Raw genomic sequence first — 26,303 nt, forward strand, 5'->3', positions numbered from 1 at the left:
CAGCAGGGGTGGAATGCCCGGGCGCTGTGGCACACTGGACCCGGCGGGGCAGCGGGACCCCGCGGCCGATTCGGATGGGGGCTCATGACCAAGGTCCTGACCATCGCCCAGCAGAAGGGCGGCGCCGGCAAGACGTCGCTCGTGGCGCATCTTGGCACCTACTGGGCCGCCCATGGGGCGAAGGTGGCGCTGATCGACGTTGATCCGCAGGGCAGCCTGGGCGCCTGGTGGCGCGAGCGCACCGCCCAGGGCATCGCCAATCCCAATCTCAGCCTGGTCAGCGCCTCCGGCTGGCGCCTGACGGGGGAGGTCGACCGCCTGCAGCGGCAGACCCAGATCATCCTGATCGACACGCCGCCCCATGCCGAAACCGATTCCAAGATGGCGGTGCGGCAGGCCAATCTGTGCCTGATCCCCATCCAGTTGAGCCCGATGGACTATTGGGCGACCAAGCCGATCGTCGAGGTCAGCCGGCGGGAGAAGATCCCGGTCCTGCTGGTCCCCAATCGCACGACCGCACGCGGCCGGCTGGGCCCCGCGATCCGCGCCAGGCTGGCGGCCGACGGGTTGCCGGTCACCACGGCCGAGCTGCGCAACCGCACAGCCTATGCCGCCAGCCTGTTCCAGGGCCAGGGCGTGGCCGAGGCCGAGCCCGGCGGCCAGGCCGCCGCCGACATCCAGGCCCTGGCGTCGGAGATCCTGGACGTGCTCGAATCTGCTTCCGCCAAGCGGGCGTGATCGCCCGCCATCCAGGGTCGCTCCATGGTCCAGCACCGCCTTTCGCACGCCTCGCTCGTCCTGCTGCTGGCGCTCGCCGCCTGCGGCGGGCATGACGCCGTCCCGCCCCCCGCCGACCTGACGGCCCCGGCCCCGGTCACGGCCACGGCAGCACCTGCGGCAACGGCCAGCCTGTACGACCGCCTCGGCGGTACGCCGGCGATCGCCGCGGTGGTCGATCTCTTCATTGCCAATGTCGCGGCCGATCCCGTGATCAACCAGGACTTCGCCAAGACCGACATCCCGCGCCTGAAGCGCCTGCTGGTGGAACAGCTGTGCGAGGCCTCGGGCGGCCCCTGCCGCTATTCGGGCAAGGACATGCTCAGCGCGCACAAGGGACAGAACGTGACCCAGGCCGAGTTCGAGGCGATGGGCGCCGACATGGCCCGCGCCCTCGATACGGCCGGCGTGCCGGCCCGCGAGAAAGGCGAGGTGCTGACCCTGCTGGGCAGCATGCAGCGCGACATTGTCGGGCACTAGGATGCCCCCTGACGCGCCGCGCCCGGATGGGCCTCGGCCCGGCCCGCGCAACCTGATCACCGACGTCGACGGCATCCGGATCGGCAACGCCGCGGACGCCGCCATCCGCACCGGGGTCAGCGTGATCCTGCCGGAGCAGCCGGCCGTGGCCGCGGTCGACGTGCGCGGCGGCGCCCCCGGCACGCGCGAGACGGACGCGCTCGACGCCACGTGCCTGGTCGAAGGCATCCACGCGATCGTCCTGTCCGGCGGCTCGGTCTTCGGCCTGGGCGCGGCCGATGGCGTGGTCCAGGCCCTGTCGAACCGCGGCATCGGCCTTGCCATGGGGGCGAAGGCGATACCCGTCGTGCCGGGTGCCATCCTGTTCGACCTCAACAATGGCGGTGACAAGGCCTGGACCGTTTCGCCCTATCCCAGCCTCGGGGTCCAGGCGCTGGAGCAGGCGCTGGGGCCACAGGGCGCCGGCGATTTCCCGCTGGGCACGCATGGGGCCGGCACCGGCGCCCGCACCGGGCAGCTTCAGGGCGGCCTCGGCAGTGCCTCGCTGGTCCAGGGGCCGCTCCAGGTGGGCGCCCTGGTCGCGGCCAACGCGGTGGGCGCCGCGACGCTGGCAGGGCAGCCGCAATTCTGGTCCTGGGCCCTGGAGCAGGATGGCGAGTTCGGCGGCCTGCCGCCGCCGGCGCATCACCCGCGCGCGGAGGAGGCGCTGCCCGGCCGCCTGGCGCCGCCGGCGGTGGGCGGCAACACGACGCTTGCCGTGATCGCCACCAATGCGCGCCTGGACCGTGCCCAGGCCCTGCGCATCGCCATCATGGCGCAGGACGGCCTCGCCCGCGCGGTCCGTCCGGCTCACACGCCCTATGACGGCGACACGGTCTTCGTGCTGTCGACCGGGCGTGTCCCGCTCGACACGCCCACCGCCCTGGCCTTGACCCGCATCGGCCACATGGCGGCCGACTGCCTGGCCCGCGCCTTCGCCCGGGGCATCTATCACGCGACGGGTTTCGGCGACTGGCCCACCTGGTCCGCCACCTGGCGCGACCGCAGCGACCCCTGAGGCATGGCGTGGCCGGCCCCGCCTGATCGGAGGCGGAATAATGCGACCGTATCGGCCGCCTTCGCGATGCGCGGGGCAGGTCTTGCCCGCAAGGCCAACGGCAAGGCCCCTGTCGCACCGACGGCGTCGTCCTTCCTCGCCACGGTCCAGTCCGGCTGACCGCCGGCCAGGGTCAGCGGACGAAGAGGCGGACCTCGCTCGACTCGGCCTCGTCGCTGGTCGCCGAATCGACGGTGACGCGGCCCGGCGGCAGGCCCATCTCGACCAGGGTGCGCAGGACCTCGTCCGCGCGCTGGCGCGACTTGGCTTCGGCCAGCGCGACCTCGGCGCCAGAGCCGGCGGCGGGCGCAACCGCGATCAGGTCGAAGCGCGCATCGCCCCGGCGCTCCAGGGCACGCGACACGGCCGTGTAGAGCGCCTGGTGATAGGCGACATTGGGCCGGTCGAACCGGATGATGACCAGCGCCCTGCGCCCGTCGATCCGGGCGGAACCGCCCTCGGTCGAGCCGGCCGCGTCGCGGCCCGGCGTCACATAGTTGGCCAGGCTCTGGCCCAGCAGCTCGCCCGTCTCCACCGCCAGCGACAGCGTCGTCAGGTTGGCGCGTTCGGTCGCCACATAGCCGGTCTGGCGATTGATGTCCTGGGTCAGCTCGCTCATCAGCCGCTCGATCAGGACGACCGTCTGTTGCGTGTCGTCCTCCAGCAGCTTCAGCTGGCGATGATCCTCGTCCAGCGCGCCGCTCAGCGAATAGGCGGCGCGGGCTTCCTGAAGCAGGAAGTTGGCGCGGCTGGAATCGCCCGAACTGTCGGTCGCCAGCGTGTTCAGGCGGGCAATGCTGCCGGCGATCTCGCTCAGGTCGGACTGCGCCTGGCGCAGCTGCTCGACCAGCACCGGGTTGCCCGGCGTGGTGCCGACCTGCAGGCGCGCATTGATGGCGGCAACGGTGCCGTGATAGCGCTCGGAAAAGGCGACGCCCTGGGCACGGTTCTGTTCCAGGTCGGCGCGCTTGGCGATGACGTCGGACTGCAGCGCGCCCAGGTCCTGGCGCATCCGCGCGATGCGTGCGCCCACCGCTGTGCCGGTGCTGGCGATCGTGCTGGCGGCATAGCCTGCCTGGCCGGACGCTGCCTGGGCCGGATCATAGGGCGCAGGCGCAAGGCCGGTGCCAGCGTCCGGCGCACTGGCCATCGCGGGCTCGGCGGCGACTGCATAGGAATCGGCGGAAGCGGGCGCTTCTGACGTCGTTGCGGCGACGCTCTGGGCCCCGGCATCCTGCGGCCACAGTGGCGTTCCATCGGACGCACAAGCACCGAGCAGGGCCGTAGCCACGGTGGCGATGGCCTTGAGCGGCAGACCTTTCATCCGGCGGGTGCGTCCTCGAAGCCTGGCAGGGAGGCGCTCAACGGCCCGCATGGACCTGTGCGGCCGGGCCCCCGCCTTAACACCCGACTCGCCAAGGGAACAATAGCCTTTAGGTGACGACCTTCACAAGCCATCGTGATGCGCCGGAGCGCCGCGCAGGATTCTTCGCAACAGGCCTTGCATCCGCCCGCAGCATGGCCTAGGTTCCGCCCCCTCAGCGCGCCCGTAGCTCAGCTGGATAGAGCATCAGACTACGAATCTGAGGGTCGGACGTTCGAATCGTTCCGGGCGCGCCAATATCTCCAAGCACTAGCGGTCACTGTTGCACCGGGGCGCCGACCCCGTGCGGCCACTGTGCAACCAGATTGCACCGTATGCACCCTCCCCCTGGTGCTGATAGGCCGGCGGAAAAGGGGACGTGGGGGTTACGATCGTCACCGTCACCGGGGCGCCGAAACCCTCAGCCGATACAATGATCTACGCCTGTTCCAGGCAAGATCCCCAATCGTCACCTGGTCGATGATCGTCACCCTGCGAGTTCGCGCGGTTGGCGGCCAGCCAGCCGCGCGACCCGCTCCCAGCCACAGGCGTGTCCGAAGCAGGCCGCCCGTTCCCCGACATGCTGGAGACGCGCAGCCAGCGGCGCCCAGCGCTCCTGGGTCAGGCCAGGCAGCGAATGGGCGAAGACCGCAGCATCGACTTTCACCATGGCCTCCTCCCGAAGCACGCGGGACGATTGCTCGCGGGAAAGTCTTGCTGAAAATCTTCCAGGTATTGCCGCTTCTGATGCTCAACTGTGTCCTTGCATCTCCGCCGCAACCAGCGCAGGTCACGCTGTCCGTGCCGGCCTTCCCGACAATGTTCGCCGCCGGGCGATCGGGGGGGGGGCTTGCGCATCGGCCGCTGTGCCGCCCGGCGGTGAACCGGGCGGCATGGGTGGTCAGAAGAACGCGGCGGGCGGCAGCGCCGTGCCGTGCAGGACGTGGCGCCCCACCGCCAGGGCCTTGTACGAGACGGGGTTGTGGGAGGCGATGGTGCGGATGTTGCGCCAATGGCGGTCGAGGCGGGATGCCTGCTTGGCCGCCGACGCGCCGCCAATGTCGTACAGGTGCGTGGCCGCGTGCAGGGCCAGGTCGTCGATCACGATCTTGGACTGCGCCGCCTTCAGCGAGGCATCCAGGAACAGCTCGGGATCGGCCTCGCCTGAGAAGACGGACTCGAAGGCCCGGCCCAGCGCCTCGGCCGCGGTTCCGACACTGGCCTCCGCCACGTAGGCGGCGGCCGAGAGCCGGCCGATCGCCTGCTCCAGCAGCGGATCGGCGGCCGGGTTGGCGTCGACCGCATGATAATAATTGCGATCGCGCTGCTTCAGGTGCTCGGCCGCGTCCCGGACCACCCGACGCAGGATGCCCGCGATGATCGTGGTCAGGTAGAGCTGTGGCAGGGTCGAATCGATCGGAACCTTGCGCTCCTCCTCGGCCAGGACGACGAGTTCGTCCGGGGCGACATGGACCCGGTCGAAGACGGTCGTGCCACTGGCCGTCAGGCGCTGCCCGATGCCGTCCCAGTCGTCGGTGACGTCGACCCCGGACCGGCCCACCGGGACCACGGCCGCCACCCGTTCCCCCACTGGGCCGGAGGCATGGACGAAGATGTAGTCGGCGTAGAAATTCCCGGTGCTGTAGTACTTGCGCCCGTTCAGCTCGAATGCATCGCCGCGCGCAGCCACCCTGGTATTTGCGTCGCCATTGCCGATCGCCTGGATGCCCAGCTCGCTTGCCCCCAGGCCGAATATGCGACCGGCGCGGACCTCGTCCAGCCAGCGGGCGTATTTGGGGTTGTCCTGCACGCGCAGCGCCTTTTCGACGAAGATGAAATGGTTGCGCAGGATGTGGGGGATGTTGGAATCCGCCTCGGCCAGGCGCAGCACGGTGCGGAACAGCTCGGCCAGGGTGGCGCCGCCACCGCTCTGGTCACGCGGCAGTCGGAAGGCACCCAGGCGTGCCGCCCGTACGAGGTCGATGGCGGCGCGCGCCGGCTCCGTCCCGCGCTCGCGTGCCTCGGTTCCGGCATCGATCGCGGCGATCAGGGCATCCAGCGCGGCCGAACCGGGCGTCACGGGACTCTGCGCCAGGCTCTTGGCCAGCTTCAGGTCGACATGGGTCATCGTCAGTCCTTCGGAAAGATCCTGAAGCGGGCGGTGTCGTCGCGCTTCAACTGGTCGGCCAGGGCGATTTCCCAGTCCAGGTATTCGCGGAACGCCTCGTGGCGGTCGCCGTCGACCTGATAGGGCGAGCGCCAGACGTCGTCGGTGTCGTGCAGCAGGGCGGTGTCGCCCGTCTCCAGCGGCAGGCCCGCAGCGCGCCACGCAGCGGTGCCGCCGGCCAGCACCACAACCGGACGTGCCGTCGCCAGACCCAGGTCGGCCGCCGCAAGCCTGGCGAGGACACCATCGGGCGAGGTCAGCACGATGGTGCCGGCCCCGGGCAGGCGTGCAGGATCCAGCCGCGACCGCACGGCGAAGCGTGCGCCCGGAATGTGCCCGGCGCGGTAGGCCAGGCTGGTGTCCAGGTCCAGCAGGACCGCCCCATCGGCCAGCAGCCGGGTCAGCGCCGCAGGCTCGACGGTCGTCACCTCAGGCGGCGTGACGGGCAGCGGCGGGGTATCCGGCCCGGTGGCGGCAAAGTCCGTGGCCGGGTCCGCGGCAAAGACGAAGACTTCGCCCCAGCCCAGCTGCACCAGCCAGGATGCGGTGATCGCCGCGCGCACTGCGTCCGCATCGTCGACCACGACGATCCGGCCATTGCGCGTGCCGACCCAACGGTCGATGCCCTGGACCAGCTGGCCGCCCTCCGCCCAATGGGCATCGGGCAGGTGGCCCGCCTCGAACTCGCCCTGCGTCCGCACGTCATAGAGGTGCAGCGTGCGGCGACCGCGCTCGGCCCGGAACTGGTCCAGCGTGTCGCGATCGATGAACGCCAGGCCATAGCGGGCGCGCAGATGGCCGACCACGGCGCGCGCCTTTTCAAGTCCCGCCGCAGTCGGTGCCGGCGCCAGCTCGCCGACCCCGTGATCTAGGTCCCAGCCCTGGAACAGCCAGGCCATGGTGCCGTTCTCCAGTGCCTGGACCGGATTTGGCAGGCCGGCATTGATCAGCGCCTGCGCCCCGATGATGGAGCGCGTGCGCCCCGCGCAGTTGACGACGACCAGCGTCTCGGCAGAGCGGACCAGGTCATGCACGCGGTAGGGCAGTTCCGCATTCGGGACGGCATGGGCGCCGGGAATGCTGAAATTCCGGAATTCCTGCACGGTGCGGCCGTCCAGGACGACAACATCCTCGCCATCGTCCAGCTTTCGCTTCAGATCCTCCGCGCTGAGGTGGGGCGTGCCGTAATGCTGCTCGACGAACTCGCCGAATGCCTTGCTGTAGGCGCTCGAGCCGGTGAACGTCTCGTTCCCCGCGGCGCGCCAAGCGGCGACGCCGCCCTCCAGCACCGCCACGTTGCGGTAACCCAGTGCCTCAAGCCGGGCCGCCGCCCGCTGCGCCAGGGCACCGTCACCGCCATCGGTCACGACCAGACGGGTGCCGCTGCGGGGCACCAGCAGGGCGATGCGCTGCTCCAGGCGGCTGAAAGGCAGGGGCACCGACACCAGGATGTGGCCGTCCCTGGCCTGGACGCCCTCCTCCCGGACATCGACCAGCGCGTATTCGGTGTCGCCGGCCAGCAGGGTGCGCAGGCCGGCGACGTCGATTGTCTGCGCGCTCATGCGGTGCCGACCGTCTGGGGGTTGTACTTGCGGCTGTATTCGACCGACACGTCGATCCGCTTGGGGATGTCGCCCGACTCGAACAGCGTGTCGGCGATCTTCTGTTCCTGGGCGACCAGGGCATCGTCCAGCGGATAGAACTTCGAAATGCCGTTGCGGGCGGAATAGGCCGCGCGCTCGGGCGTCTGCTTGCCCTTATCGATCCAGATCTGCTCCACGGCGGGCAGATTGGCGGCGTGCCAGTCCCAGTGCAGACGCACCCGGGCCAGGAAGTCGGCCAGCACGGCGCTCTTCGCCTCGTCCCGGATCACGTCGCCGCGCGCGGTGAACACGGTGCGGGCCGGGATTTCCAGCTCGTCGCTGCGCACCAGGATCGACGCCTCGCCCCGGTCGACCAGCGCCTTGACCGGTCCCAGCATGCCGGAATAGGCATCGACCTGGCCCGAGACGAAGGCCGCCGCCGACAGGTTTCCGTCGCCCAGTTTCACGGGCGAGAAGTCCTTCTCGGTCAGGCCCGCCTTGATGTGGCTGAGCTTGTACTGCAGGTAGTTGAAGCCGCCGAAATTGTACGACCAGCGCTTGCCCTTGAGATCGGCCAGCGACTGGATCCCGGAGGCCTTGCTGACCACCGTGACGATCGGCGGGTAGGCGGGATCGGGATTGCGCCAGCCGGCCACGATCTGCAACGGCGCGGTCTCGGCCGTCCATTCCTCACGGGCCTTGCCCTGCTCGATGATGAGCGAGGTATCGCCCATCAGGCCGACGTCCAGCGACTGGGCATAGAGCGCCTGGAGCTGGGCGGCGGGCCCGGTCAGGACGGCCCACTTCACATCGAACGGGGCGTCTTCCAGCACGCCTGACTGGCGGATGATCTCAGGCAGTGCGGCATCCTGCGCGCCGACCTGGAGAAGCGGCCGTTCGCTCGCACGGACCCGCCGGGGCAGGGCGCCCAGGCCCGCCGCCAGCCCGATCATGCCAACCCCGGCCAGAAGGCCACGGCGCGTCGTCTCTACCATCTGTCTCTTCCTTGATGTCTTTCGGTTCAGTGATGGCCGCCCTGCTGCCCCTTGACGCCCAGGTGGTCGAGGAGGAGCGCGCGCAGGTCGGCGAAGGCGGGATCGCTGCGCTGGCGCGGCTTGTCGACCGCGACGGGCAGGTCCAGGTCGATGGCGCCGCGGTTCAGCAGGATGATGCGGTCGGCCAGCAGGATCGCCTCGTCCACGTCATGGGTGACGAGGACGACCGCCGGGTGGTGGCGCGCCCAGAGCTGGCCCACCAGCTCGTGCATGCGGATCCGGGTCAGGGCATCGAGTGCCGCGAACGGCTCGTCCAGCAGCAGCAATCCCGGCTCGCGCACCAGGGCGCGGGCCAGCGCCACGCGCTGCGCCTCGCCCCCCGACAGGGTCTTGGGCCAGGCGTGTTCGTGGGCGGCCAGGCCCACCTCGGACAGCGCGGCGCGCGCCGCATCCCGGCCGTCGCGTTCCCGCGCGAAACCCAGGACGACGTTCTGCCAGACCCGCTTGGCCGGCACCAGGCGCGGTTCCTGGAAGACGACGGAGCGGTTGGCCGGGACCCGCACCACGCCGGCATCGGCACGGTCGAGCCCCGCCAGGATGCGCAGCAGGGTCGTCTTGCCCGTGCCGGACGGACCCAGCAGGGCCACGAACTCCGCAGGCTTCAGCTGGATGTCGATGCCGTCGAGCACGGCGCGGTCGCCGAAGATGCGGCGCACGCCGCGCAGGTCGACCGCGAGCTGGGGCGTACGCGCCTGGGCCGGCACGGTCAGGAGATCAGGCGAGGACAAGGTGGGGCCTCCAGGGCAGGGCCAGCGCCTCGATCCCGCGCATGATCATATCGGTGATGATGCCAAGGGCGGCATAGACGATGATGCCGGCGATGATCAGGTCGGGGCGCTGGTTCTGGTTGGCGTTGACCAGGATGTAGCCGATGCCTTCCTGGGCGTTGATCTGCTCGGCGGCGACCAGCGCCAGGAGCGAGATGCCGGCGGCGTAGCGCAGCCCGATCAGGATCGAGGGCAGGGCCGTCGGCAGGATGATGCGGAGCGCAATCTGGCGGTGACTGAGGCCAAAGGTCTGTCCCGCCTCGATCAGCTTCGGATCCACGCCGCGCACGCCGGCATAGGTGTTGAGATACATCGGGAAGATCGAGGCCGCCGTGATCAGGGCGACCTTCGAGAATTCGTCGATGCCGAACCAGGTGATGAACAGCGGGATCAGCGCGATGAACGGGATCGTGCGCAGCATCTGCATGGGCGCGTCGAAGACCTGCTCGCCCACCCGCCAGAGGCCGGCGAACAGACCAAGGACCAGGCCGACACTGCCGCCCACCGCCAGGCCCACGGCCGACCGGCTGAGGGAGACAGGAATGGCGGATTGCAGATCGCCGGTGCGCAGCAGTTCGACGAAGCCGTTCACGATGTCAGTCGGCGACGGCAGGACATAGGCGGAGACCAGGCCCAGGCCGCAGATCGCCTGCCACAGGACCAGGATCAGCAACGGGATGACGCCGCGCAGCAGGCGCCCGCCCCAGCGGGCCGTCCGGCTCTCGCCACCTTGTTGCCGGTCGCCGGGGCTCAGGTCCTCAAGTGCTGAGAGTCTCGCCGCCGGCCGGGGAGAGGCATGCCCCTCGCCAGGGTCGAGGGTCGCCCGCAGGGCGCTGGTTGTGGACGACATGCCCCCTCCTTTGAAGACGAAATGACTACTGAATTGATAGGGTATATTGTTGCTGCTGATCCGTGGGGATGATTGTATTTCCCAATACACAGGTGTTTATTGTGGGGTGCTGCCGCGGATCGTGACGCGCCGGCCCGACCGGACGTGCGGGTAATAGTCCCAGACCGCCTGGTGCTGGACGGCGCGGTTGTCCCAGAACGCGACCGAGTGCGGTGCCCAGGCAAAGCGGACCTGGAAATCCGGCTTGGCCAGGTGCTGGTAAAGATGCTCCAGGATGGCCGTGCTCTCGTCATCGGGCACGTCGTTGATGCGCACCGTGAAGCCCCGGTTGACGAACAGCGTCCTGCGGCCCGTCTCGGCATGGCGGACGACGACGGGATGAACCGCCTGCGGATGCACCCGGCCTCGGTCGTCGATGCCCTTCAGCGCGTTGGAACGGCGATAGGAGCGCTCGCCCGAGTGCGTCGCGGTCAGGCCGTCGAGATAGGCCTGCAACCTGGGTGACAGCGCGTCATACGCGGCAGCGGCGCTGGCGAACAGAGTGTCGCCGCCCAGTGGCGGCACGGTGTGGAGGTAGAGGATACTGCCCAGCGGGGGTTCGGCCTCGCAGCTGACATCGGAATGCCAGCGCTCGCCCGACACCATTCTTGAGTTGGCGTCGGCATGGATCGGCAGGATTTCGGGGTGCCCCTCCGGCCCGGCCGTATTGGGGTGGATGTGCAACTCGCCGAAATAGCGGCCCAGGCGCTTGTGGCTATCGATATCCAGGGGCTGGTCGCGAAAGAAGAGCACGCCGTGGTCGAGAAGCGCCTGGTGCAGGTCGGCGACCTGGGCGTTGCTCAAGGGGCGCGTCAGGTCGATGCCACGGACATAAGCGCCGATCCGGGGCGAGGCTGGCGCGATCTCGATCGTCGCGGGGGTCATCGGGGGTCCTCCAGCAGTCAGGCGGGCGCCAGCGCGGCCGGTGCCGGCGCTGGGGTGAAGCGGTTGGCGGGCCGCGCCAGGCCCAGGTTTTCGCGCAAGGTGCGGCCGTCATAGGCGGTGCGGGTCAGTCCCCGGGCCTGAAGCTCCGGCACGACCAGGTCCACGAAGTCGTCGATGCCGCCGGGCAGGTAGGGCGGAAGGATGTTGAAGCCGTCCGCGGCCCCATCCTGGAACCAGTCCTGCATCACATCGGCAATGCGTGCCGCCGTGCCGACGATGGTCAGATGGCCCAGGCCGTTGGCGACATGGCCGATCAGCTGCCGCAGGGTCAGGTTCTCGCGCCGGGCCAGGTCCAGCAGCAGCTTCTGCCGGCTGCGATGGCCCTGGGTCAGGGGCACGTCGGGCACCGGACCGTCGAGCGGATGGCCCGACAGGTCGACGGTGAAGAACATGGACAGCTGGGCCAGGCCCACGACGGGATCCACGAGGTCCAGCAGGGCGCGGTACTTCGCTTTCGCCTCCGCCTCCGTCCGGCCGACAATGGCGTGCAGGCCGGGCAGGATCAGCGGCAGGCCGGGCGGGCGGCCCAAAGCGGCGGCGCGGGCCTTCAGCGTCGTGTAATAGGCCTGGGCATCGGCCTTGGCCTGGGCGGCGGCATAGACGACCTCCGCCGTTGCGGCGGCCAGGTCCAGGCCATCGGCGGATGCGCCAGCCTGGAAGATGACGGGGTGGCCCTGCGGGCTGCGCGGCACGTTGAGCGGGCCCTTGACCGCGAAATGGCGGCCGCGATGGTTCAGGACGTGCAGGCGCCCTGGCAGGAAGTAGCGGCCACTGGCCTTGTCCCGGACGAAGGCGTCGTCGTCCCAGCTGTCCCACAGGTCGCGGACGAGGCCCACGAACTCCCGTGCCCGGTCATAGCGGGTGTCGTGGTCAAGGTGGGCCTCGCGCCCGAAATTGTGTGCCTCGGCATCCGTGAACGAGGTGACGGCGTTCCAGCCGGCGCGCCCGCCACTCAGGTGGTCCAGCGAGGCGAACAGCCGCGCCACATGGTACGGCTCGTTGTAGGTGGTCGAGGCGGTGGCGACGAGGCCCAGGTTCCGGGTCACCACGGACAGGGCAGAGAGCAGGGTCAGCGGCTCCAGGTGCGCCGTGATGTTGGCGCGGGATTGGACCTCGACCCCGCCATGGTCACGGACACAGACCTGATCCTGCAGGAAGAGCACGTCGAACAGGCCGCGCTCCAGCGTCTGCGCGATCCCCCGATAGAAGTCGAAGGATTCGTCGCCCCCGAACCGCGCATCCGGGTGGCGCCAGCCGGCACCATGATGACCGTTGGGCATGACCAGCGTGCCCAGAACCAGACGCCTGGCCATGGTCAGGCCGCGGAACTCGACGCGGGCGCCGGCGCACCGGGTCGGAATGCGGCGGCCGGGTGGCTGGCGGGCAGGCGCGCCCGGCCTGGGCCGAACAGCTTTTCGCGGAACGTGCCGGGCGCATAGGCGTGCTTGAACCGACCGCGGCGCTGAAGTTCCGGCACGATGAACGTGCCGAAGTCGCGGAAGCCGCCGGGCGTGATGGCATAGGACAGGTTGAGGCCGTCCACGCCCGATTCCGTCACCCAGCGCTCGATCTGGTCGGCAACGGGGCCGGGTGCGCCGACGAAGACGGGCCCGCGTCCCCCGATCGAGACGTGCTCCGCAAGTTCGCGCACCGTCCAGACCCGGTTGGGGTCACCGATCGTGAAGGACTCCAGGGCAGAGTGGATGCCCTCGGCCTGCGCCTGGTGGCGGATCGGCTCGTTCGGATCGACGCGGGAGAAGTCGATGCCGGTCCAGTCCGAGAACAGCATCAACGCTGCCTCCGGATCGACATGGCGGCGGTAGTCGGCAAGCTTCGCCTGCGCCTCCTCATCCGTCGCCCCCGTGATGACGGTTGCCATGGAGAAGAACAGCAGGTCCGCCGGATCGCGGCCCAGGGCTGCGGCGCGGGCCCGCGTATCGGCGACAAGCGGCGCCAGGACCCGGGCGCTGGGCCCGCTGACATAGATCGCCTCCGCATGGGTCGCGGCAAAGCCCCGGCCACGGCCGCTGGCCCCAGCCTGGAACAGGACTGGCGTACGCTGGGGCGAAGGCTCTACCAGATGGATCGCATCGACCTGGAAATGGCGCGTGCGGCGGGTGATGCGATGGATGCGCGACGGGTCGGCAAAGATGCCTGACGCCCGGTCACGGACCACGGCCCCATCCTCCCAACTGCCCTCCCACAGGGCATAGACCAGGTCCAGGTACTCGTCGGCGATGTCGTAGCGTTCGTCGTGCGGGATCAGCGCCTTGTGCCCCAGGGCCCTGGCGCCGGCCGCCGAATGGCCGGTCACGACATTCCAGCCGATGCGCCCGCGTGTCAGGTGGTCCAGCGTCGACATGCGCCGGGCAAAGGGATAGGGCGGCTCGAACAGTGCGTTCGAGGTGATGCCAAAGCCCAGGTGTCGCGTTGCATGGGCCATGGCGCTGACGCTGAGCAGGGGGTCCAGCTTGGGCACCTGGACGCCACGGCGCAGCGCTGCATCGACACTGCCGCCAAAGATCTCGTTGGCGCTGTAGCTGTCTGCCACGAACAGCGCATCGAACAGGCCGTCCTCCAGCACCCGGGCCAGTTCCACCCAGGTGTCGAGGTCGGTGAAGCCCAGCGACTTGTCCGCCGGATGCCGCCACAGGCCCGGCGAATGGTGCACCGGGCTCTGCATGGCAAAGGCGTTGAGGCGAATTTCCCTGGGCATCACGGCATCCTTGGACTGAGTACCCGCGCCGACGGCTGGTGCGGCGCGCCCCTTATTCTCGACTAGATTGATAGGGTAACGAGCAAAATCGCTTATCACAGCGACGTCATGGAAATATCCGACGGCCACGCATTGCCAATGTAATTGCCTTTCCCTGACAGCCCGGCCTGCGCAGCTTGAGGCCTGCGGTCCCGATCCTTGCGGGACGCCCCTTGAGAAAGCGGGATTCCCATGGCTGTGCTGTCACTTCCGGAACCCAGGGCCAGGGTTCGCCTGGGACTTGGTCCCTGGGGTCGGCCGTTGCGGCGGCTTGCGGTGCCGGTCGGGCTGCTGATCGTGTGGCAGGTCCTGGCAACGGCGGATCTGATCTCTACCCGCGCGGTGTCGTCGCCCGTGCAGATCGCGGTGACGCTGTACGAGCTGACGATCACGGGGGAGCTGGTTCAGCACCTGCTCGTGTCCCTGGGTCGCGCGGCGACCGGCCTTGTCATCGGGGTGACCGCCGGCACGGTCCTGGCGCTGATCGCTGGCCTGTCGATCCGGGGCGAGGATGCGGTCGACGCCACGCTGCAGATGCTCCGCACGCTGCCGCACCTGGCGCTGGTGCCGCTGTTCATCCTGTGGTTCGGCATCGGCGAGACGCCCAAGATCGCGCTGGTCGCCCTGGGCTGCCTGTTCCCGATCTACCTGAACCTGTTCGCCGGGATCCGGGGCGTTGACGCCAAGATCGTGGAAGCGACGACCACGCTGGGCCTGACCCGGGCAGAGCAGATCATCCACGTGATCCTGCCGGGCTCGATCTCGTCGTTCCTGGTCGGGCTTCGCTATGCCCTGGCGTTCTCATGGTTGTCCCTGGTGGTGGGCGAGCAGATCAACGCGTCCAGCGGCATCGGCTACCTGGCGATGACGGCGCGCGATTACATGCGCACCGACATCATCCTTGCGTGCCTGCTGGTCTATGCGCTGCTCGGCCTCTCGACCGACCAGCTGGTGCGGGTGATCGAGCGTCACGCGCTCGCCTGGCGTCCGGCCAATGTCAAGGACGACGTGGCATGAGCGCGATCCATGCCACCCGGGCGCGCGACGTGGTCGTTCGCGTCAATCGCCTGACCCGGGCGTTCGGCCCTGTCACGGTGCTGGACAGCCTGGACCTGGAGATCGAGCGCGGCGCCTTTGTCGCCCTGCTGGGCCGCTCCGGCTCGGGCAAGTCAACCTTGCTGCGCACGCTGGCAGGCCTCGATTCCGCGCCCGCCGGCGTGGTGACCGTGCCGCAGGCCCGGGCCGTGGTCTTCCAGGAGCCGCGTTTGGTGCCGTGGAAGCGCGTCTGGCGCAACCTGGTCCTGGGCCTGCGTCGCGCGGATCCGCGTGCGGTCGCCCTGGCGGCGCTGGACGAGGTCGGCCTGTCGCACCGTATCGATGCCTGGCCGCTGACCCTGTCGGGGGGCGAGGCCCAGCGCGCCGCCCTGGCCCGCGCCCTGGTGCGGGAGCCCGAACTGCTGCTGCTGGACGAGCCGTTCGCGGCCCTCGACGCCCTGACCCGGATCCGCATGCAGCGGCTGGTCGCGAAGCTGTGGCGCGCCCATGGGCCGGCCGTCCTGCTGGTCACCCACGACGTGGATGAGGCGCTGCAATTGGCCGACCGGGTGATCGTCCTCGACCAGGGGCGAATCGCCAGCGACTTCACCGTCGACGTGGCCCATCCCCGCCACCACGCCGACAGCCGGATCGAGGCCCTGCGCGAGGTGCTGCTGGCCCGCCTGGGCGTCGGCGGCGCGGACGACGACACCGGCGATCCTTGAACCCCTGCCACAACCCTTCTCGACAACGGAACGACATGACCTTGACCCTTACGCGCCGCACCGTGCTGGCGGGCGCCGCTGCCGTCTCCACCTTCTCCATCATCAAGGCGCGCTCCGCCCGCGCGGCCAATGTGCTGCGCATCGGCGACATGAACGCGACCGTCCTGCAGCCCGTGCTGGAGGCGGCCGGCCTGCACAAGGACCTGGACTACACGATCGAATGGAGCAAGTTCGCGGCCGGTGCGCCGGAGCTTGAAGCACTCAACGCCGGCGCAATTGACGTGGGCGAGACAGGGGACATCCCCTTCCTGTTCGCATATGCCGCCGGCACCCCGGTACGTTCCGTTGGGGCCATCAAGCATGGGCCGACCCAGCTCGTCGCCATAAGCCGGCCGGAGGTCGCGGCCAAGTCGATCAGTGACCTGAAGGGTCGCAAGATCGCCGTGAACCGCGGCGGCGCCGGGCATATCGTGGCCCTGGAACTGCTCGACCGCGCCGGCCTGACGCCCAGCGATGTCGAGCTGGTCTTCCTGGGGCCGGTCGATGCCAAGCCGGCCTTTGCCAGCGGCACGGTCGACGCCTGGATCGTCTGGCCACCCTATTCGACGCTGGCGATTGAGCAGGACGGCGGCAAGGTCTTTGCGAACCTGTCCGATACCGGCGGCGGCGGTACCTACAACTACCTGCTGGCCAGCGTCGACGCGATCAACACCAAGCGGGAGTTCGTCGCCGACTTCAAGCGCCGCATCTTCGAGGCCCGGCGCTGGTCGCTGGAGCACCCGGACGAGACCGCGCAGATCATCGCCGACCTCACCAAGCTCCCCGTCGAACTGGCAAAGCGGGTCAGGCTGGAGGTGACCCCGACCCCCGTCGAGATCGACGACTCGATCGTGGCGGCCCTGCAGTCGGCAGCAGACGTCTTCGCCCGGCACGAGGTGATCAAGCCGCTGAAGGTCGACGCCGCCTTCGACCGCAGCTTCGCCGTACCGGCCTGATCCTCCCCCACCCGCTCATCCCCGCCGTTGCGCGGATGAGCGGGAACAAGGCCAGGCGCCAAAGTCTCAAGGGAAGTAACGTCTTATGTCTCATCGTTTTGACGGCAAGGTCATCTGGGTCACGGGGGCGTCCGGGGCCCTGGGCCGTGCCACCGCCGTGCTGCTGGCCGAGCGCGGGGCGACCGTCGTCGCGTCCGGCCGGTCGGTCGCCAGTACCGACTTTGGCGGCGCGGCGGGCATCGACCGTCTGCCGGTCGACGTCACCGACACGGCCGACGTCACCCGCGCCTATGCCGAGCTGATCGCGCGGCACGGCCGGATCGACGGCCTGGTCGCCAGCACCAATGTCGGCGCCTTTGGCGATTTCCTGGACCTGGCGGACGAAGACTGGCTGAAGGTCATCCAGGCCAAGCTGTTGGGCAGCGCGCGGCCGGCGCGCGCCATCCTGCCAGCACTGATCGCGCAAGGTTCGGGCGCCATCGTGCTCATCAGCGGCCGAGGCGGGATCGAGCCACCGCCCCAGCACTTCCCCGGCAGCACGGTGAACGCAGCGCTTGACCTGCTGGTCCAGGGCCTGGGCCGCCGCTATGGCCCGGACGGCGTGCGGACCAATGCCGTCGATCCGGGACCGATCCAGTCGCCGCGCATGGCCAGCATGGCCGACAGCGGCACGGTCAACATCTTCCGCAAGACGGCCCTGGCCGGACCTGGCCTGCCAATCGATGTGGCCGAGGCGGTCGCCTACCTGCTCTCCGACGCCGCGAAGTTCGTGAACGGCACCCGCCTCTATGTCGATGGCGGCGGCGCCCCCTATGCCTGAGGAGGCCCGAATGCCAAAGGAAATCCGCCTCAACGCCTTTCACATGAACGCGCCCGGTCATTCATGGGCCGGGTTGTGGCGTCACCCGCGCGACAATTCCGTGAACTACAAGTCATTGGACTACTGGGTGAACCTGGCCCAGACGGCGGAGCGCGGCCTGCTGGACGGTGTCTTTCTTGCCGATGTGTTCGGCATCTACGACGTCTATGGCGGCAATGCGGATGCAACCAGGCGGGCCGCGGCGCAGTCGCCGATCAACGATCCCACGCTGATCGTGCCGACCATGGCCTATCACACGAAGCATGTCGGCTTCGGTGTCACGTCCACGCTGACCTATGAGCATCCGTTCCAGTTCGCGCGGCGCTATTCGACGCTGGACCACCTGACCGGCGGCCGGGCCGGCTGGAACATCGTGACCGGCTATCTGGCCAGCGGCGCGCGCGGCATGGGGCGCGGCGACGTCCGCACCCATGACGACCGCTATGACGTGGGCGAGGACTTCCTGGAGGCGGCCTACAAGCTGTGGGAGGGCAGTTGGGAGGACGGCGCCGTGGTCCATGACCGCGCCGGCCACACCTTCACCCGGCCCGAGAAAGTGCATGCCGTGCGCCATGACGGCCCGTACTTCAAGGTCGACGGGCCGCACCTGAGCGAGCCGTCGCCGCAGCGCACCCCTGTGCTTTACCAGGCCGGGACGTCGGGCCGCGGCCGCGCCTTTGCCGCCCGCCACAGCGAGGCGATCTTCCTGAACGGGCAGAGCCGCCGCATCGTCGCCGACGCGGTGCGCGATGTCCGCACCCAGGCCCGCAGCTTCGGCCGCGACCCGTATGACATCCTGTTCTTCCTGGGGGCGACCGTAATCGCCGCGCCGACGCGGGCCGAGGCGCTGGACCTGGCCGCGGAGTACGCCCGCTACGTCGATCCGGCGGGGCAGCTGGCCCTGGTCTCCGGCTGGTCCGGCATCGACTTCGGCAAGTACGACCTGGACCAGCCGATCACGTACGAGAAGAACAACTCGATCCAGTCCTTTGTCGAGAACATCACGCTGAAGGCGGACAAGCCGATCACCCCGCGCGAGCTGATCGCGTTCAACCAGACGGGGGCCCGCGGTCCCTTCATCGTTGGCAGCGCCAGCGAGGTCGCGGACGAACTGATCGAGTGGGTCGAGGATACGGACGTCGACGGCTTCAATCTGGTGCGCGTCGTGGTGCCGGAGACATTGTCCAACTTCGTCGACCTGGTGGTGCCGGAGCTGCAGGCCCGCGGCCGCTTCAAGACCGCCTATCGCGAGGGGACGTTGCGCGAAAAGCTGTTTCCGGGCCGTGGACCGCTTCTGCACCCCACGCATCCCGGTGCGGCGTTCCGCAACCTGGCGCGCACCCCCCACCTGCAGGAGGCCTGAGATGAACGCGGTTTCCCCCCTGGGCCGCCCGCTTGCGGCTGCCGTGGCGGAGTTCACCTACACGCTCTGCCCCGTCCTGGTCGCCTCCAACGTGGCGCTGGAACTGGGCTGGATCGACGACGAACTGGCCCGGGTCGGCGCACGCGCCCTGCACCTGCGCAGCCGGCCCGACGATGGCACCTGGAACCTCCACTTCACCCACGACAGCGACCGCCTGGTGCGCGATGGCGGCAACAGCCCCGCGATCTGGGCCCATGCCGACATCCGCCGCACCGTCCTGGTCGGCCTGACCCAAGCGCAGCCCGCTGGCAAGGTCCTGGTTCGCGCCGGTTCGGACCTGTTCCGGGTGGGCGACCTCAAGGGCCGGCGCATCGGCATCTATCGCAGCGCAAACAACGCCAAGATCGACCATCGCCGGGCCACCACGGAACGGGGCATCCTGAACGTGCTGGCGGTGCACGGCCTGACACGCCACGACCTGGACTGGGTCGACATCGCCGACACCGATCGCCATGACGAGCAGCCTGCACCCACACCGGCCGGCATCTGGGCGCAGAAGCGCTATTTCAATGAGTCAGGGTCGTACCTGACGAACGAGGCCAAGGCGCTGGCCGACGGCCGGATCGACGCCCTGTTCGACTATTCGGTGGGGGTGGCCGAGACGCTGGAGCGGACCGGCCAGTTCAAGGTGATCGAGGACCTGGACCGCCATCCGGACTGGACCCTGCGCAACGCGAACTCGCCGCGCACGCTGGTGTTCAGCCGCGAATTCGCGGAAGCCAACCGTGATGCGGTGGTCGCCTGGACCCGTGCCGCAATCCGCGCCGGGCGCTGGATCAACGCCAACCCGCAAGCGGCGGGGGCGATCTTCCGGCGCAGCACCTATTACCCCGACGCGGCCGAGATCGCGCGGGCGCTGCGCCACTACGACCTGGTGCCGAACCTGTCGCCGCAGAACCTGGCGGGCCTGCGCCTGCAGAAGGATTTCCTGCGCAAGCATGGCTATGTGTCCAACGACTTTACTGTCGAGGACTGGGCCGATCCCAGCATCCTGGCCGAGGCGCACGCCGGCCTGTAGCCATCGAGCATACCCTGTGCCAGCTCAGCCCTGCCTTCGCGGGGATGAGCGTTCCGTTTGGACGTTCCGCGCTTGTAGCGGCGTGTCCAGCTGATCTCTCTCAATCGCTGAAGCCAGACATGCGCCGGACGCAAATCCGGTGCATGAATATTGTTGTCCAATCTTCAAATATCTCCCGTCAATTTCCGGCTTTTTCATGAGTATTGATTTTTAAGAGTCCAATGAACAGCGCAGAAATGGATAAGGTAATTCAATCGACACGTATTGTGCACTGCCGCATGACTTCCCCCTCTGTTGCGTCAAACCCGAACATTCAAAGCCAAAGGCATCCGCCGGAACGGCGGAGGGGGAGCCATGAATCGCGCATTTCTTCTGGCCGGCACGGCGCTGGCCGGGCTGCTGGCCCTGGGCGGCGTCGCCCGGGCCGACAGCGTGGGCGAGCTGCAAAGGCAGCTCGAGCAGCAGCGCCAGCAGATCGAGACGCAACGCCAGCTGCTGCAACAGCAGGAGCAACAGCTGCGCTCGGTCGAGGAGCGGCTGCAATCGCTCCAGGTCGTCAACCGTAATGTCGAGCTGAAAGTCGATGGGATCGAAGCCAAGGGCAAGGACGCGCCGGTGCTGACGGTGCGCAACGGCCGCCCCACCTTCACCTCGGCCGACGGGCAGTTCGAACTGTCGATCGGCGGCCGCATCCACCTGGACTATGCCCAGTATTTCCAGGACGAGGGGCCGGCAAACGCCCTGGTTCCGGATCGCCGTCCTGCCGCTGCGCAGGACCTGAACAGCGGCGTCAACCTGCGCCGCCTGTTCGTCAACCTCAGCGGCAAGCTGTGGAACGACTTCGAATACTATATCGGCTATGACCTGGGTGGCGGCAGTGCCGCGCTGGACGAGGCACGCATCACCTATACCGGGTTCAAGCCGTTCGTGATCGATGCGGGCTACATCCAGACCGGCGGCCCGCTGGAGGATCGCATCGGCAGCCAGGACTTCCTGTTCCTGGAGCGCTCCACCCCGACCAACGTCGCGACCAGCATCGCCTCGGGCAGCACGCGCGCGGCGGTCGGTGCGCGCACCTTTGGCGACAACTATTATGCGTCCGCCTACCTGACCGGGCCGACGATCGGGGTCAACACCTCGACAACCGACGACCAGCAGTTCGGCGGCGTCGCAACCGCGGCGTTCCAGCCAGTGAGCAACGACGTGTGGCAGGCCCATGTCGGGGCCAGCGTGGGCTATGTCTTCACGCCCAATTCCAATGGCACCCTGGCGCCAGGCAGCCGCAGCGGCATTACCCTGTCGGAGCGGCCGGAACAGCGGGTGGACGACTTCCGTTCGGTCAGCACGGGCGCCATCAATGCCGACAGCGCCTATCATGTCGGGCTGGAAGCGGCGGGCCAGTACCGCAATTTCGCGTTGCAGGGCGAGTACTATTTCTATGGCGTGAACGAGGACCGGCTGAATACAGGGCAGAGCGATCCGCGGTTCGAGGGCTACTACGTCCAGGGCAGCTGGATCCTGACCGGCGAGCGGCGGCGCTATGACCAGAGCCGGGCGGCCTATCAGCGGCCGCGGCCCGACCGGCCCTTCAACCTGGCCAATGGCACATGGGGCGCGTTCGAACTGGCCGCGCGCTATTCCTATATCGACCTCAACGATGGCGACCGGCCGGGGCAAAGCTGCTTCTCGGGCCTCGGCACCGGGGGCAGCGACGTCGGCGCCGCCTTGCCCAACACCACGGGCTGCGTCCGCGGGGGCGCGCAGGCGGTGACCAGCGTGGCACTCAACTGGTACCCGAACCTGAACCTGCGGTTCGTCCTGCAGTACCAGCACGTCGATATCGACGCGACCAACAACACGGTCATCAACGCGGCAGGCGGTCCGCTCCTGCCCGGCACGGTCGATACCGGCTACGACTTCCACGTGCTTGGTTTGCGCTCCGCCTTGACGTTCTGACCTAAGCCATTCGCTCAGCGAAAGCTCTAGCCCAGGGGCCACAAGTCCGGCGCTGGTGGCCCCTGGATCCTGGCGTCTGCCGGGATGACCGGACTGTACGCGCGATCGCTCAGCCAATAAAACACTTTAAATCCGGAAAATCTTTGCACGCCCAAGACAGAAACCCAATTGGCTGTCTCCTCTTTGGGACCTGTGATTGCTTGTGTGAAATGAACGCGATACTCCCCCGCCAGACTTTGGCCCCGCGCCAGCGGCTGCTGGAGAAACCCTTCCTGCTGGGCCTGTTCCTGCCGCTGCACCAGGGCGGATGGACACCGTCCGACGTGCCGCGCGGGACGACGTGGACCTTTGACTACAATGCGGGGCTGGTGCGCGAGGCGGAGCGCCTGGGCTTTGACTTTACGTTCGGCTTCGCGTCCTGGCTCAACAAGGGCGGTTTCGGTGGGCGCACCGGCTTCCGCGCGAATTCCATCGACAGCCTGATCTCGACCGCAGGCCTGGCCGCCATCACGCAGCGGCTGGTTCTGATCTCGACCGTGCATGTGCTCTATGGCTGGCACCCGCTGCACCTGGCCCGGTTCGGCGCGACCCTGGACCACATGACCGGCGGGCGCTGGGGCGTCAACGTCGTCACCGGCTACAAGCCCGGCGAGATCGAGATGTTCGGCCTGAAGCCGATCCCCCACGACCGGCGCTATGAGCTTGCGGACGAGTTCATCACCCTGGCCAAGCGCCTGTGGGAGGAGGACGCCGACCTGACCCACCGGGGCGAGACCTGGAGCGTCGAGAACGCCTATGTCTCGCCCCGCCCGGTTCACGGCCGGCCGCTGCTGGTCAGCGCCGCCGCCTCCGACGCGGGCTTTCGCTATGCCGCGCGGCACTCCGACGTGCTGTTCATCACCAGCCCCACGGGCGCCGGCATCGACGATGCTGTCGCCGCCCTGCCCGCCCTGACCGCACGCATCCGAGAATTGGCGCAGGAACAGGGCCGCACGGTCCGCACCGTCATCAATCCGCACGTGATCGCCCGCGAGACGCAAGGTGAGGCGGAGGCAGCCGTCGCCCGCATCATCGCAGGAGCAGACGAGGTGGCGCTGGACGCCGTCCAGCAGGCCTTTACCTCGGGCGACCAGCAGGCCTGGCGCGGCCATTCGAAAGCCCAGCGCATCGTCGGCGGCAACATCCAGATCGTCGGCACGCCCGAGAAGGTCGTCGCCGACTGCCTGCGCCTCAAGGCGGCGGGTGTCGACGGGATCCAGGTCAACTTCCTGGACTATGGCCCCGACCTCCAGTTCTTCGGCGAGCGTGTCTTGCCGCTCCTCAAGCAGGCAGGGCTCCACGCATGAGTGCAGTGAAAGCAGAAGGCCGCCCGAACGTGGCCCAGGTGCTGGCCGAGGCGGGAATTGCCCGTGGGGCTGCGCTGACCGATCCGGTCGGCACGGCGCGGCGCATCGCCGACCGTCTGGCGGTGGATGCGGCGCAGCGCGACCTGCACCGCATCCTGCCCCATCCAGCCTTTGCCGAACTGCGCGCCGCCGGCATCCAGGCGGTCCATGTGCCGGCGGAGTTCGGCGGCTCCGGTGCGTCGTTCCCGGTCCTCAGCCAGGTCGTGGTCCAACTGGCGCGCGGCGATTCCAACGTGGCCCAGGCTTTGCTGCCGCATTTCTGCTTCCTGGACCTGCTCCGCCTGGAGGGCAGCCGCGACCAGCGGGCCCGCTGGTTCGGCGCCATCGCCAAGGGAGCGGTCTTTGCCAATGCCTTTGCCGAGCGCGGCGGCACGGTGGTCGGCGAGATTTCGACCCGCCTGCATCGAAAGGCCGGTCAATGGCGCCTGGACGGCCGCAAGTTCTACAGCACCGGCAGCCTGTTCGCCGACTACCTCTATATTGGCGTGCTGAAGGAGGACGACGCCCTCGCGATGGTCGTCGTGCCGGCCGACCGGGCCGGCATCACGATCGTCGACGACTGGGACGGCTGGGGCCAGCGCACCACGGGCAGCGGCACGACCCTGCTGAAGGACGTCCACGTCGCCGATGACGAAGTCATCCACCTGGACGATTTCGGCAAGGCGCGCAGCTTCTTCGGGGCAAGCGCCCAGATCCAGCACGCGGCGGTCGAGGCGGGCATCGCGCTCGCAGCGCTGGAGGATGGCGCCCGCCACGCGCGCACCAATGCCCGGCCGACCGCCGAATCGGGCCTGACCCGCGCCACGGAGGATCCCTACATCCTCCACGCGCTGGGCGAGATCGCGGTCCAGGCCGAAGTGGCCCAGGCGATCGTCGCCCGCGCGGCCGATACCCTGGAGCACGCGGCCAGCCTCCGCCTGTCCGGTACCGCCACGGCCGAGGCGGTGGAAGCGGCCCTGGTCCAGGCCTCGCTATCTGTCGCAGCGGCCAAGGCCGCGGCGGAACAGGCGGCCCTGTTCGCAGGCGAGAAGCTGCTGGCGCTGGGTGGCGCCACCGGCGGCACGCGGGCGCTGGGATTGGACCGGCACTGGCGCAATGCCCGGGTCCACACCACGCACGACCCGATCGCCTACAAGTTCCGCACGCTGGGCGACTGGCACCTGAACCATCGACCGCCGCCGATCAGCACGAAGTACTGAACGATGGCCGTCCTCGACCAACCGGCACCGCGCGGCGCGTTGGCGCAAGGGGAGACGACGTCCGCGCGCCGGTGGCGCCTTGGCGACCCATGGGTCTGGCTGGCGGCGCCCGCCGTCATCATGCTGGTGTTCGTCTTCGTGGCGCCGCTGCTGGCGCTGGCGACCAACAGCCTGCATCCGGGCGCCAGCATGGGCCGGATCAAGCCGGACTGGACGCTCGACAACTACGTCCGCTTCCTCAGCGACCCCTATTACCTGGGGATCCTGCTGGATACGTTCGTGGTGGGCCTGCTGGTCGTCGCGGTGTCCGCGACACTCAGCTATCCGGTTGCCTACTACCTGGCGCGGACCCGTTCGCGGTGGCGCGCCGTCTTCAGCTTCGTGGTCGTGGCCCCGCTGCTGATCAGTGTCGTGGTGCGCAACCTGGGCTGGATTCCGGTCCTTGGCGACAGTGGCCTGATCAACTGGCTGCTTCTGTCTTCGGGCCTGACGGAAAAGCCGGTGAAGCTGGTCTACAACGAGTTCGGCGTGGTCCTGGGCCTGGTCCACTCCCTCTCGCCGCTGATGATCCTGTCGCTGGCCAATGTGATCCGCCGGATCGAGCCCGAGATCGAGGAAGCTTCCATCAACCTGGGCGCCACCCCGTTCGAGACGTTCTGGCGCGTGATCCTGCCGCTGAGCCGGCCCGGCCTGCTGGCGGGAGGTCTGCTCGTCTTCACCCTGTCGATCAGTGCCTACATCACGCCCGCCATGATGGGTGGCAAGAAGGTTCTGGTCATGGCCCTGCTGATCGAGCAGCAGATCCGCTCGGTCCTGAACTATCCCTTTGGCGCCACTGTCGCGGTCGTGCTCCTGGTCGTGACCGCGGGGCTGACGGTGCTGGCGCTGCGCGTCGGACGTGAGCGGGAGTTGCGGGCATGACGGCGCTGTCGCAGATCGTGCCGCGCATCGCCTTCCGCGCCTTCCTGGTGCTGATGTTCGTCTTCCTGCTGCTGCCGATCGTGGCGGTGGTGCTGGGCTCGTTCAGTGCCACGACGCCGCTGTCGTTCCCGCCGCGCGGCTTCACCACTGAATGGTACGGCCGCATCTCCCCCAGCTATTACGAGGCATTCAAGGTCAGCGCGCTGGTCGCCATCGCGGCAGCCGGGATCGCCACGCTGGTCGGCGTGCCGGCGGCGCTGGCCATCGTTCGCGGGCGCTTCCCCGGCAAGGCGCTGCTCGGTGCGTTCTGCCTGTCGCCCCTGATGGTCTCGACCCTGGTGATCGCGATTGCGGCCTTCCAGTTCACGGTCATCGTGTGGGACCTGTTCGGTCTGGCACTGGCGGGCACGATCCACGGCCTGATCCTGGCCCAGTCGGCCTTCACGATCCCCTTCGTGGTGCGGTCGGTCATCGCGGCCCAGGCCAACTACGACATCAGCCTGGAGGAGGCCGCGCAGAGCCTGGGTGCCGGGCCGCTTGAGACCTTCTTCAAGGTCACACTGCCCATCCTGCTGCCCGGCATCGCGGCGGGCGCGATCTTCGCCTTCCTGATGTCCTTCGACGACATCGCGGTCGCCCTGTTCGTGGGTGGCGGGGCCGCGCAAACCCTGCCGGTCAAGATCTATACGGCGGTCGAATTCGAGTTCAACAGCGACATCCTGGCGGTGTCGTCCCTCATCATCCTGGCCTCCCTGGCACTCACGCTGGTGGCCGACCGGCTGGTCGGGCTGGACCGCGTCTCTGGTGTTGCGAGGGGATGAGCATGGCTCCTTCGCTCCGCCGCCGATGTCGGCGCTGAAACCACCTCGTCCTGTTCCTTTCCGTTGAT

General features: G+C 68.6%; 24 protein-coding genes and 1 tRNA gene. 15 read left to right on the top strand and 10 right to left on the bottom strand.

Annotated elements, in window-relative coordinates; translation table 11 throughout:
* The first annotated feature begins 84 nt into the window (after positions 1 to 84).
* Genes parA through ACI6GS_RS02965 form a run of 3 tightly spaced genes read left to right on the top strand, consistent with a single transcriptional unit; the run spans position 85 to position 2,314 of the window.
* A complete protein-coding gene (gene parA / locus ACI6GS_RS02955) occupies positions 85 to 738 on the top strand; it encodes a ParA family partition ATPase (protein WP_439816284.1) in 654 nt (217 codons plus the stop codon).
* 24 nt (positions 739 to 762) lie between these two features.
* Positions 763 to 1,257, top strand: a complete 495-nt coding sequence (locus ACI6GS_RS02960; protein ID WP_439816285.1) for a group I truncated hemoglobin — start codon at positions 763 to 765, stop codon at positions 1,255 to 1,257.
* Between the two features lies 1 nt (position 1,258).
* Positions 1,259 to 2,314, top strand: a complete 1,056-nt coding sequence (locus tag ACI6GS_RS02965; RefSeq protein WP_439816286.1) for a P1 family peptidase — start codon at positions 1,259 to 1,261, stop codon at positions 2,312 to 2,314.
* Positions 2,315 to 2,486: 172 nt separating this feature from the next.
* On the opposite strand, the gene ACI6GS_RS02970 is transcribed toward ACI6GS_RS02965, so the two are convergent.
* A complete protein-coding gene (locus tag ACI6GS_RS02970; protein WP_439816287.1) occupies positions 2,487 to 3,677 on the bottom strand; it encodes a hypothetical protein in 1,191 nt (396 codons plus the stop codon).
* Between the two features lie 219 nt (positions 3,678 to 3,896).
* Between ACI6GS_RS02970 and ACI6GS_RS02975 the strand changes: the two genes are divergently transcribed.
* A tRNA-Arg gene (locus ACI6GS_RS02975) sits at positions 3,897 to 3,973 on the top strand.
* Between the two features lie 230 nt (positions 3,974 to 4,203).
* Here the strand turns inward: ACI6GS_RS02975 and ACI6GS_RS02980 are convergent.
* The 9 genes from ACI6GS_RS02980 to ACI6GS_RS03020 form a co-directional block, all read right to left on the bottom strand.
* Positions 4,204 to 4,386 carry a hypothetical protein gene (locus ACI6GS_RS02980; protein WP_439816288.1) on the bottom strand — a complete coding sequence of 61 codons (183 nt, stop codon included), beginning with the start codon at positions 4,384 to 4,386 and terminating at the stop codon, positions 4,204 to 4,206.
* A gap of 231 nt (positions 4,387 to 4,617) precedes the next feature.
* On the bottom strand, positions 4,618 to 5,844 hold the full coding sequence (locus ACI6GS_RS02985; RefSeq protein ID WP_439816289.1) for a hypothetical protein: 1,227 nt from the start codon (positions 5,842 to 5,844) through the stop codon (positions 4,618 to 4,620).
* A 2-nt stretch (positions 5,845 to 5,846) separates the two neighbouring features.
* Entirely contained in the window at positions 5,847 to 7,445 is a 1,599-nt protein-coding gene (locus tag ACI6GS_RS02990) for a rhodanese-like domain-containing protein (RefSeq protein ID WP_439816290.1), read from the bottom strand.
* The gene (locus ACI6GS_RS02995; RefSeq protein ID WP_439816291.1) at positions 7,442 to 8,461 is read right to left on the bottom strand and encodes an ABC transporter substrate-binding protein; all 1,020 of its coding nucleotides are present in this window, start codon (positions 8,459 to 8,461) and stop codon (positions 7,442 to 7,444) included. Before ACI6GS_RS02995 ends, ACI6GS_RS02990 begins: the two co-directional genes overlap by 4 nt.
* 26 nt (positions 8,462 to 8,487) lie before the next feature.
* Positions 8,488 to 9,249, bottom strand: a complete 762-nt coding sequence (locus ACI6GS_RS03000) for an ABC transporter ATP-binding protein (RefSeq protein WP_439816292.1) — start codon at positions 9,247 to 9,249, stop codon at positions 8,488 to 8,490.
* Positions 9,236 to 10,138 (bottom strand): ABC transporter permease, encoded by a 903-nt coding sequence (locus tag ACI6GS_RS03005; protein WP_439816293.1) that lies wholly within the window; start codon positions 10,136 to 10,138, stop codon positions 9,236 to 9,238. Before ACI6GS_RS03005 ends, ACI6GS_RS03000 begins: the two co-directional genes overlap by 14 nt.
* 96 nt (positions 10,139 to 10,234) lie before the next feature.
* Entirely contained in the window at positions 10,235 to 11,062 is an 828-nt protein-coding gene (locus ACI6GS_RS03010) for a TauD/TfdA dioxygenase family protein (RefSeq protein ID WP_439816294.1), read from the bottom strand.
* Between the two features lie 17 nt (positions 11,063 to 11,079).
* Entirely contained in the window at positions 11,080 to 12,435 is a 1,356-nt protein-coding gene (locus ACI6GS_RS03015; protein WP_439816295.1) for an LLM class flavin-dependent oxidoreductase, read from the bottom strand.
* Between the two features lie 2 nt (positions 12,436 to 12,437).
* Positions 12,438 to 13,838 carry an LLM class flavin-dependent oxidoreductase gene (locus ACI6GS_RS03020; RefSeq protein WP_439816296.1) on the bottom strand — a complete coding sequence of 467 codons (1,401 nt, stop codon included), beginning with the start codon at positions 13,836 to 13,838 and terminating at the stop codon, positions 12,438 to 12,440.
* 300 nt (positions 13,839 to 14,138) lie between these two features.
* Between ACI6GS_RS03020 and ACI6GS_RS03025 the strand changes: the two genes are divergently transcribed.
* The 11 genes from ACI6GS_RS03025 to ACI6GS_RS03075 all read left to right on the top strand — a co-directional run bounded on the left by ACI6GS_RS03025 (position 14,139) and on the right by ACI6GS_RS03075 (position 26,235).
* Positions 14,139 to 14,894, top strand: a complete 756-nt coding sequence (locus tag ACI6GS_RS03025; RefSeq protein WP_439816297.1) for an ABC transporter permease subunit — start codon at positions 14,139 to 14,141, stop codon at positions 14,892 to 14,894.
* Positions 14,891 to 15,637: an ABC transporter ATP-binding protein gene (locus ACI6GS_RS03030; RefSeq protein ID WP_439816298.1), complete on the top strand. Its 747-nt coding sequence runs from the start codon at positions 14,891 to 14,893 to the stop codon at positions 15,635 to 15,637. Before ACI6GS_RS03025 ends, ACI6GS_RS03030 begins: the two co-directional genes overlap by 4 nt.
* Before the next feature lie 35 nt (positions 15,638 to 15,672).
* Positions 15,673 to 16,632, top strand: coding sequence for an aliphatic sulfonate ABC transporter substrate-binding protein (locus ACI6GS_RS03035; protein ID WP_439816299.1), 960 nt, complete (start codon positions 15,673 to 15,675; stop codon positions 16,630 to 16,632).
* Positions 16,633 to 16,717: 85 nt separating this feature from the next.
* The gene (locus tag ACI6GS_RS03040; protein ID WP_439816300.1) at positions 16,718 to 17,452 is read left to right on the top strand and encodes an SDR family NAD(P)-dependent oxidoreductase; all 735 of its coding nucleotides are present in this window, start codon (positions 16,718 to 16,720) and stop codon (positions 17,450 to 17,452) included.
* A 10-nt stretch (positions 17,453 to 17,462) separates the two neighbouring features.
* Complete coding sequence (locus ACI6GS_RS03045) at positions 17,463 to 18,854, top strand: LLM class flavin-dependent oxidoreductase (protein ID WP_439816301.1); 1,392 nt, start codon at positions 17,463 to 17,465, stop codon at positions 18,852 to 18,854.
* A gap of 1 nt (position 18,855) precedes the next feature.
* A complete protein-coding gene (locus ACI6GS_RS03050) occupies positions 18,856 to 19,932 on the top strand; it encodes an ABC transporter substrate-binding protein (RefSeq protein WP_439816302.1) in 1,077 nt (358 codons plus the stop codon).
* A gap of 354 nt (positions 19,933 to 20,286) precedes the next feature.
* The gene (locus ACI6GS_RS03055; protein ID WP_439816303.1) at positions 20,287 to 21,888 is read left to right on the top strand and encodes an OprO/OprP family phosphate-selective porin; all 1,602 of its coding nucleotides are present in this window, start codon (positions 20,287 to 20,289) and stop codon (positions 21,886 to 21,888) included.
* 209 nt (positions 21,889 to 22,097) lie between these two features.
* The gene (locus ACI6GS_RS03060) at positions 22,098 to 23,234 is read left to right on the top strand and encodes an LLM class flavin-dependent oxidoreductase (protein WP_439816304.1); all 1,137 of its coding nucleotides are present in this window, start codon (positions 22,098 to 22,100) and stop codon (positions 23,232 to 23,234) included.
* Positions 23,231 to 24,493: an acyl-CoA dehydrogenase family protein gene (locus tag ACI6GS_RS03065; RefSeq protein WP_439816305.1), complete on the top strand. Its 1,263-nt coding sequence runs from the start codon at positions 23,231 to 23,233 to the stop codon at positions 24,491 to 24,493. Before ACI6GS_RS03060 ends, ACI6GS_RS03065 begins: the two co-directional genes overlap by 4 nt.
* Before the next feature lie 3 nt (positions 24,494 to 24,496).
* A complete protein-coding gene (locus tag ACI6GS_RS03070; protein ID WP_439816306.1) occupies positions 24,497 to 25,414 on the top strand; it encodes an ABC transporter permease in 918 nt (305 codons plus the stop codon).
* Positions 25,411 to 26,235 carry an ABC transporter permease gene (locus ACI6GS_RS03075; protein WP_439816307.1) on the top strand — a complete coding sequence of 275 codons (825 nt, stop codon included), beginning with the start codon at positions 25,411 to 25,413 and terminating at the stop codon, positions 26,233 to 26,235. The genes ACI6GS_RS03070 and ACI6GS_RS03075 overlap by 4 nt, the downstream gene beginning before the upstream one ends.
* The last annotated feature ends 68 nt before the right edge of the window (positions 26,236 to 26,303 follow it).

Source organism: Zavarzinia sp. CC-PAN008, assembly GCF_051903925.1.
Lineage (GTDB): Bacteria > Pseudomonadota > Alphaproteobacteria > Zavarziniales > Zavarziniaceae.